Consider the following 7,807-nt stretch of genomic DNA (forward strand, 5'->3'; position numbering starts at 1 on the left):
CTTCAAAATCGGACTGCCCTCTATTATTCAACAGTTGATTGTCTCCATGGGCTCCCTCCTGATAGCCACCCTGGTCAATACCTTTGGGGCCGCAGCCACCAATGCCTTCGGCGCGGTAACCCGGGTGGATATGTTTGCCATCATGCCCGCCATGTCCATAAGTATGGCCGTAGCGGCGTTAACAGGGCAGAATCTTGGGGCGGGCAAGCCACAAAGGGTAAAAAAAGTGTTCCAGGGAGGCCTTTTGCTGATCTCCTCGATCACGCTATTCATCTCCCTCATAGCATTTTTTCTATCGAGCTTCATTCTTACCCTGTTTGGTCTTGGGAATGACGCCAGGGTGATGGAAATCGGAATCAATTACCTGAAGATCGTGGGCGCCTGTTATGTGGTCTTCTCTATAGGCTTCGTGTCAAACGGAGTCATCAATGGAGCGGGTCATACCCTCGTCACCATGATGTTCTCTTTCCTTTCGTTGTGGGTGTTCAGGATACCGCTGGCCTGGAGCCTGTCCCGGACCGGCCTCGGCATCACGGGGATATGGATTGGGATCGCCTTGAGCTTTTTCGGATTCTCCTCTGTAAGCCTCGGGTATTACCTCACGGGCAGGTGGAAAAAGGGGCTACTGGACCCGAATACCCAACCCTAATCATTTTCTCCATGTTACGCTCCTTTCAATTTTGCTATTTCAGAGTAATTCATAATGATTCGAATGGACTAACTCCCGAATATTTTTGATCAAGGTAGATGGGGCTTGAAAGTCCGGGTACCGCTTATACAGGGTGGCAATACGGGTCAGTTCATCCATTTCTTTGATTCGATTCAAGACGCCTCTTTCCTGCTTATTACGGCAAGGATGTTTGGCAAAAACCAAATCCTTTTCCTCAACCCTTTCCATATAATGCTGAGAAATCAAATAGCGTTCGCAGGTACAGGGATTGTCCGGATTGGTCAAAGCGCAATTTTTCATCAGAAAATCCTGTATCCGTTCCCGGGCCCTCGAAAGACGTTTACGAAAGGCCGTCGCTGTAATCTCAAGGATGGCTGCCCCCTGTTCGCTGCTTACATCGAAAACATCCGCCAGAAGAAAGGCCAGGCGGTGTTCCCTATCCAGGCAAAGCAAGAGCCCTTGCAGACAACTGATCCTGATCTCCTCCACAAAAATATTCTGTAAGGCGCTGGAATGAGACTCCTGCCATTCTACCGCCGAATCCAGTTCAAGACTTTTTTCGTATTCTTCAAAAGACACCGCCTCAAGTTCCGCCCGACGCTTGCGCAGGGTCAGCAAATGGTTAACGGCCACCCGGTACATCCAGGTCGTAAAGGCGCTTTCACCTCTAAAAGTGCTCAGATGGGTTATAATTTTAAGCAGTATTTCCTGGGAGGCGTCTTCGGCATCCGATGGATTATAGAGCATCCGCAGGGCCAGCCCATAGATCTTATCCTGGATCTTTAAGATCAGGTCTTCCAGTGCCTTTTTATCCCCTTCTTTAGCGGTTTCAACCAACAACTCCAGGTCTGATCCCATATTTTTTCTTCCTTTTCGGGTTTCTTATATTTTTTGACTCTCCGAAACCATCGGGTGTGACCAAAAATTCGGTTCCCGTGGCAATAAAAAAGACAAAAATGCCACATGTTCATCCATGGCCTGATGGCGCCTTGGCCGGAAAGGATCGGTTTACTCGCTGAAACTGGTGCTCGGTGTTATCTCGATTTTCAATGCCTTGAGACCCGGAATTTTTGCGACCATCTTCTCGATCTCCTGGATCAGTTCCGCTTCTTGAGTAGTGCGGCCGCCAATCCAAAGTTCCCTTTTCTCCTGACGTTAAGGTTTTTTTGATTATTAAACCTTCACGCCCGCCTGAAGCAGGCACCACGAAGCATGAAAATAGCTTCAAGGTCCAAGGTTATTCATACTTGAAACTTGCATCTTGAAACTTGAAACTTTATTTTCGAACTAAACTATAAGATAGGGCAAAACAAGGGTCAAGGGAAAAGAAGGGAGCATTATTGCCCCTTGACTCCTTAGCAGACCCATAATAATATTGATACAGAGCCTCCGGCAATCGTTACTATAAGATCTTTCCCAAGGAAAAGATGACCCATTCCCCTTTGCACCCGTCTTTGAATATCCTGATAGTGGATGATGAAGTCAACATCCGCAAGACTTTATCGGTTTGCCTGGAGACCGAAGGACACAAGGTCGTGGCCGTCAGCAATTTTCAGGATGCCTTGACCGAAACCGCCCGACGGTCTTTTGAACTGACCTTTGTAGACCTGCGCCTCGGCCTGGAAAACGGCTTGGATCTGATTCCGGCCTTACTGGCGCAAACGCCCTGGCTTAAGATTATCGTCATCACGGCCTATGCTTCCATTGATACGGCGGTCGAGGCCATGAGGCGGGGAGCCACGGATTACCTTCCTAAACCATTTACCCCTGCTCAAGTAAAACTGGCCGTTCAAAAAGTCTGCGGGATGCGAACCTTGGAACAAAGGGTTGCCGCTTTGCAGGAAGACCTGGGCAGGTCAAATCCAGAGGTGGAATTTTCCGGCACCAGTTCGATTATGCAACGGGCCGTCAATCTGGCCCGTCAGGCGGCGCCGTCCGAGGCCACCATCTTACTGCGCGGGGAAAGTGGAACCGGCAAGACCGTTCTGGCCCGGGCCATTCACTCCTGGAGTAAACGGGCGGCCAAACCGCTGGGCATCATTTCCTGCCCTTCTTTTTCCGCGGAATTACTCGAGAGCGAACTTTTCGGGCATGTCAAGGGGGCCTTTACCGGGGCCGTTCGGGACAACCCGGGCCGGGTGGCCGCCTGCGAAGGCGGCACCCTCTTTCTTGACGAGATCGGTGACCTGTCCCTGCCCCTGCAGCCCAAGCTGCTGCGCTTCGTCCAGGAAAGGGAATATGAACGGGTCGGCGATACGATCACCCGAAAGGCCGATGTGCGTCTGATAACGGCTACCAACCTGGATTTGGAAAAAGCAATAAGGGAAGGACGGTTCCGCGAAGACCTCTTTTTTCGTCTTAACGTCATCCAGATCGAAATCCCCCCCTTGCGCGAGCGTCCGGAGGATGTGGTCGGGCTGGCCGAGAAATTATTGGCTTTCTATGGCCGGAATAATCACCGGGCCTTTGCCGGCTTTACCGAAGAAGCCTTAAAGGGACTCAAACAATATCCCTGGCCGGGAAACGTCAGGGAGTTGAGCAATATCATCGAGCGGATAGCCATCCTTTGTCAGACCGAGCGTGTCGGTTGGGAATGTCTCCCTCAAAATCTCACCCCCCATGAATCCTTCCCCAACGTAGGCGACCCCATTACCCTGGAAAAAATAGAAGAACAACACATCCGAAGAATCCTGGCCATCACCAAATCGCTCCAGGAAGCGGCAGATATCCTGGGTATCGACCAGGCCACCCTCTGGCGCCGTCGCAAGAAATACGGGATCTGATCCTCCTTTTTGCAGTTAATCCAGACCTCATTCCAGGTATATTCCGGCAGGAAAAGACCGCCAAGCTCCTTGCAATTTTCAAAGAATTTTTGAGCCCTTTCTTGAAAACTGCAAGACGGCAAATTCTTCTTGAAAATAAAAATCCATGCCTTACAATAAGTTACAGTTGCAAACGGCTTGGCCTGGGTTTTGCTTTACAAGTTTCAATATACAAGTTTCAAGTTTCAAGGGAAAGCCATGTTAGGTCTTCGCCAAAAAATATCTCTCGGCTTCGGTGGGCTGCTGGTCATTATTTTGGTCATTGGTATCCAAAGTATTATCCTCTTAAGCAAACTGGGAGAATCCATCGACGTCATCCTCCGGGAAAATTACCAAAGTGTCATCGCCTGCCAGGACATGAAAGAAGCCCTGGAACGAATGGACAGCGGAATCCTTTTTATCCTTCAGGGATATATCGATGAAGGGAATGAACTGATCCGCAAAAATGAAAAGGCCTTTGAAAAGGCCCTCCGGATTGAATTGAACAACATCACCCTTCCGGGTGAAGGAGAAAAGGCCCAAATACTACAGAAACAATTTAACCAATACAAAACCACACTTGAAGGAATAGAAGATTCAAGCCTTCCGATTTCCCTCCGGCGGCAGAATTATTTCCGGGAGCTCCTTCCTTTATTCGATCAAATCAGATCTACGGCCAATGAAATCCTGCAAATGAATCAGAAAAATATGAGTCAGGCCAATGATCGTGCCCGCCGGAGCGCCGCTGCTGCCAAAAGGGGAATGTATATTCTCTTATTGGCGGGAACGCTGATAGCCGTGGGGTTTGTATTTTTTATCGGGAAATGGGTCTTACGGCCTATTAATCGTCTTATTCAATTCACCGATGAAATCAAGCGGGGAAATCTGGACCTGGTTGTCCCAGGCAATTCCGGCGATGAAATCGGACATCTGTCCCAAGCCTTCAATGCCATGGCCACAAGTCTGCGGGAGTTTCGCCGTTCCGATCAAGCCAATCTCATTCGAATCCAGCAGGCCACCCAACAGGCCTTTAACAGCCTGCCGGAGGCGGTAGCGGTTATCGACCTGGAAGGCAAGGTGGAAGTGGCCACAGAAGCTGCTAAGATTTTTTTTGGTTTGCAGCCCAATATCCCTATTAAGGATTTGCCCTTTGAATGGATAAATGGCTTATATCAAGAAGCCATCAAACAGGACCGCACAACACCGAAAAAAAGTAGCCAAAAGATCGTACAACATTTTATCAAAGGTGAAGAACGATATTTTCAGCCCGAGGCCGTACCCATCCTTGACCGGGAGAGACAACCTGCCGGGGTGGTGATGGTCCTTCAGGATGTCACCCAGATCAGGCAACAAGACGAAATAAAAAGAGGGATGATATCCACCGTATCCCATCAACTGAAGACCCCTCTCACATCGATTCGTATGGCCGTCCATTTGCTATTGGAAGAAAAAGTAGGATCTCTTACGGAAAAACAGGTCGATCTTCTTTTGGCAGCCCGGGAAGACAGCGACCGGCTGCACAATATTCTCAACAACCTGCTGGATATCAGCCGAATCGAATCCGGCAAGACCAAGATGGATTTCCGGGCCATTCCCCCCAATTCATTGCAGATGGAAGCCCTGGAACCTTTTTGGAGGGCGGCCCACGACCAGGGGATCACCTTGAGTGTCGAGGTCCCGGGCGATTTACCCGAGGTTTGGGCCGATCCGACCAGGATCTATTATGTCTTTGGCAATCTTCTTTCCAATGCTCTTAAATACACTTCTCCGGGAGGCTCAGTTACTGTATCCGCCAAGGCCGAAAAAACGGAGGTCCATTTTTCCGTCGCCGATACGGGAAAGGGGATTCCCGGTCAATACCTGCCCAGGATCTTCGAACAATTCTTTCGGGTTCCTGATCAGGAAAAAGAGTCGGGGGCCGGCCTTGGACTGGCTATTGTTAAAGAAATCATCGAGGCCCATGGTGGGACTGTCGGCGTAGAAAGTGAACAAGGGAAAGGGAGCATCTTTACTTTTACTCTTAGGACGGTTGTTTATTCTTCGGAGCAGGAGGATCGTTCATAATGGATGTGATTTATACTTTAATAACCATCGTTTTTTTTGGCTCGTGTGTTCTCTACATGCGGGCCTGTGAAAGGCTCTGACCCATGGGGGATATTATCGGATTGATTATCGGGTTGATCCTGATCGTTTATCTCTTTATAACCGTTCTGCGGCCTGAAAAGTTTTGAAAGGAATAAAATGACGGACCCGTACGGATGGATTCAACTCACCCTCTATATGCTGGTGCTTCTGGCACTGACCAAACCCATGGGACTCTATCTGGTTCAGGTTATGGATGTCGAAGGCAAGACCTTTCTTGACCCGGCTCTAAAACCCTTAGAAGGGGTGTTGTACCGGTGCCTGGGTTTGGATCCGAAAAGGGAGCAGAATTGGCAAGGCTATACCTTTTCTTTGCTTTTGTTCAGCCTGGTCGGATTGCTGTTTACCTATTTTCTCCTTCGACTCCAAAACCTGCTGCCTCTCAACCCCCAGGGATTCGGACCGGTTCCTGCCGACCTGTCTTTCAATACGGCGGTCAGTTTCACCACCAACACCAATTGGCAGAATTACGGCGGCGAGTCAACCCTTTCCTATTTTTCACAGATGGTGGGCCTGGTTTTTCATAACTTCGCTTCAGCCGCCGTGGGCCTGGCGGCGGCCGCGGCCCTGGTACGCGGCATTGCCCGGCATTCAGCCAAAACGATCGGAAATTTCTGGGTCGATTTAATCCGGGGAACCCTTTACCTGCTCCTGCCGATCAGCCTGGTACTGGCCGTCTTTCTGGCCTCACAGGGCATCATCCAGAATTTTAAGGCCTATGATTCGGCCAGGCTTATCGAGCCCATAACCATCCAGGTCCCCAAAAAGGACGTCAGCGGTCAGGAGGTCAAGGATGCTCAGGGCAACCCGGTGATGGAAGAGCAGAAGGTCGTGCTGCAGACCCTGCCCCAGGGGCCGGCGGCCTCCCAGGTGGCCATCAAGATGTTAGGGATCAACGGCGGCGGTTTTTTCAACGCCAATGCCGCCCATCCTTATGAGAACCCGACCCCTTTATCCAATTTTCTTCAGATGCTGGCCATCTTTCTCATTCCCAGCGGCCTGACTTATTATCTGGGCCGCATGGTCAAAAATCAAAAGCATGGCTGGGCCATCTGGAGCGCCATGACCATCCTCTTTCTCAGTGCCTTCCTGGTCTGCTGGTGGGCGGAATCGGCCGGCAATCCCCGTCTCCAGGCCCTTGGCCTGGACCCGGCAAGTGGAAACATGGAAGGGAAAGAGGTGCGTTTCGGGATCTTCAACTCGACCCTTTTTGCCTCCATCACCACGGCAGCCTCCTGCGGGGCGGTCAATGCCATGCATGATTCCTTTACCCCTCTCGGAGGGTTAATCCCCCTTTTCAACATCCAATTAGGCGAAGTCGTTTTCGGGGGAGTGGGTGCCGGGCTGTACGGAATGCTGATCTTCGTTATTCTGGCCGTATTCCTGACAGGCTTGATGGTCGGCCGCACACCCGAGTATCTCGGTAAAAAAATAGAACCTTACGATGTCAAAGTGTGCGTTCTGGCCTTGATGATTTTAATCTTCAGCATCCTCGGCTTCTCCGCCTGGGCACTGGTCAGTAAGTGGGGCCTGGCCGGTTTAAACAACGGCGGTCCCCATGGGTTGAGCGAGATACTCTATGCCTACTCCTCAGCCTCCGGCAATAACGGCAGCGCCTTTGCCGGGCTGAGCGGTAATACCTCCTGGTACAACACCACCCTGGGGTTGGCCATGCTTTTCGGTCGGTTTATTATGTTGGTGCCGATCATGGCTCTGTCCGGGAGTCTGGCCGGGAAAAAACTCGTTCCTTCTTCCGGGGGAAGCTTCCCCGTCTGGGGTTTAACCTTTACCCTCGTCCTGGTGGGTACGGTCGTTATCGTCGGGGCCTTGACCTTTCTTCCGGCCCTGGCCATGGGTCCTGTCGTCGAACACTTTTTGATGACCGGATCAAAAATTCTCTTTTAGGGAGCCTCTTGCAAATGTCTAAATTCCGTAAAAATAGGTCAGGCATCCTGCCTGACAATAGTCGGATCGGCCGAAGGCCGATTGTGTTGTAACCATTAGATAGGTCAGCCCCGCCCAGGCGGGGCTGACCTATTAGGGTTGATTTTGTATAATTATGACTTTTGAAAGGACCTCAAGGGATAAATAGAATCATGGCGGCTAAAACGCATTCCCTATTTGAACGGGCTATCATCGGACAGGCAATAATCGATTCGTTTAAAAAGCTCAATCCCCGAGCTTTGTTAAAAAA

At 50.5% G+C, this 7,807-nt stretch carries 6 protein-coding genes; 5 read left to right on the plus strand and 1 reads right to left on the minus strand.

The genetic code is table 11. From position 1 onward, the window contains the following. A partial coding sequence (locus tag HY879_02625) for an MATE family efflux transporter (protein MBI5602225.1) occupies nucleotides 1-649 on the plus strand: 649 nt, incomplete at its 5' end. 39 nt (nucleotides 650-688) lie between these two features. On the opposite strand, the gene HY879_02630 is transcribed toward HY879_02625, so the two are convergent. Further along, nucleotides 689-1,528, minus strand: a complete 840-nt coding sequence (locus HY879_02630; protein ID MBI5602226.1) for an RNA polymerase sigma factor — start codon at nucleotides 1,526-1,528, stop codon at nucleotides 689-691. Nucleotides 1,529-2,097: 569 nt separating this feature from the next. Here HY879_02630 and HY879_02635 point away from each other — a divergent pair. From HY879_02635 to kdpA, 4 genes are all read left to right on the plus strand, one after another. Continuing rightward, a complete protein-coding gene (locus tag HY879_02635; GenBank protein MBI5602227.1) occupies nucleotides 2,098-3,453 on the plus strand; it encodes a sigma-54-dependent Fis family transcriptional regulator in 1,356 nt (451 codons plus the stop codon). Nucleotides 3,454-3,690: 237 nt separating this feature from the next. Next, nucleotides 3,691-5,535, plus strand: coding sequence for a HAMP domain-containing protein (locus HY879_02640; GenBank protein ID MBI5602228.1), 1,845 nt, complete (start codon nucleotides 3,691-3,693; stop codon nucleotides 5,533-5,535). Nucleotides 5,536-5,618: 83 nt separating this feature from the next. Next, the gene (gene kdpF, locus HY879_02645) at nucleotides 5,619-5,702 is read left to right on the plus strand and encodes a K(+)-transporting ATPase subunit F (GenBank protein MBI5602229.1); all 84 of its coding nucleotides are present in this window, start codon (nucleotides 5,619-5,621) and stop codon (nucleotides 5,700-5,702) included. Between the two features lie 10 nt (nucleotides 5,703-5,712). Then, a complete protein-coding gene (gene kdpA, locus HY879_02650) occupies nucleotides 5,713-7,518 on the plus strand; it encodes a potassium-transporting ATPase subunit KdpA (protein ID MBI5602230.1) in 1,806 nt (601 codons plus the stop codon). The last annotated feature ends 289 nt before the right edge of the window (nucleotides 7,519-7,807 follow it).

This window comes from Deltaproteobacteria bacterium, from assembly GCA_016219225.1.
GTDB lineage: Bacteria > Desulfobacterota > RBG-13-43-22 > RBG-13-43-22 > RBG-13-43-22 > RBG-13-43-22.